The organism is Oleiphilus sp. HI0080 (assembly GCF_001635135.1).
This window is the reverse complement of record NZ_LWFU01001121.1, coordinates 1-1008: the sequence shown is the minus strand read 5'-3', so window position 1 is coordinate 1008 and position 1008 is coordinate 1. Positions and strand designations below refer to the sequence as shown.

Genomic DNA, 1008 nt, shown 5'->3' with positions numbered 1-1008 from the left:
GTAACAACCCTATTGCTCTGCAAATCCTTGGTATTTGTTCAGCGCTAGCGGTTACGACAAGCATGCAATTGTCGGTGGTTATGGGCCTTGCAGTCTGCACGGTTACTGGCCTTGCCAATCTTGCTGTTTCGTTGATTCGTAGCCAGATCCCTTCGAATATCCGAATCATTGTTCAGATGACGATCATCGCAACGCTTGTGATTGTTGTCGATCAGATTCTTCGAGCATACGCTTACGAAATTTCTAAGCAGCTCTCTGTTTTCGTTGGTTTGATCATCACAAACTGTATTGTAATGGGTCGAGCAGAGGCATTCGCAATGCAGAATGGTCCAGGAATGAGCTTCTTGGATGGTGTTGGTAATGGCCTAGGTTACGCTGTGATTTTGCTGTTCGTTGCTTTCTTCCGTGAGCTACTTGGCGCGGGCAAGCTGTTTGGAGTTGAGATCTTTGCAACTGTGAATGATGGTGGTTGGTATGTACCGAACGGCTTGTTGTTGTTGCCACCAAGTGCATTCTTCTTGATCGGTATCTTTATCTGGGCATTGCGCTCTTGGAAGAAAGATCAGATCGAAGCGCCGGATTATAAGATGTCAGCGCATCGTGTTAAGGAGGCTTTCTAATGGTTGAGCATTATTTGAGCCTGTTTATCAAGGCTGTTTTCGTAGAGAATATGGCTCTGGCTTTCTTTTTGGGTATGTGCACGTTCTTGGCGATATCAAAAAAGATTCAAGCAGCTATGGGGCTTGGCATTGCGGTTGTCGTCGTGTTGGCAGTTACAGTTCCAGTGAACAACTTGATCTATACCTACGTATTAAAAGAAGGTGCGTTGGCATGGGCAGGCTATCCTGAAGTTGATTTGAGCTTTTTGGGCTTGTTGACTTACATCGGTGTTATAGCGGCGCTTGTGCAAATACTCGAAATGGTGTTGGACAAATACTTCCCAGATTTGTACAACGCATTGGGCGTGTTTCTCCCATTGATTACCGTGAACTGTGCCATTATGGGGGC

General features: G+C 45.8%; 2 protein-coding genes. Both read left to right on the top strand.

Annotated features, from left to right (window positions below; translation table 11 throughout):
• On the top strand, positions 1 to 620 hold a 620-nt coding region (locus A3751_RS20285), incomplete at its 5' end, for an NADH:ubiquinone reductase (Na(+)-transporting) subunit D (protein WP_068458705.1).
• The coding region (locus A3751_RS20280) for an Rnf-Nqr domain containing protein (RefSeq protein WP_304439065.1) at positions 620 to 1008 on the top strand (389 nt) is incomplete at its 3' end. The genes A3751_RS20285 and A3751_RS20280, both read left to right, overlap by 1 nt.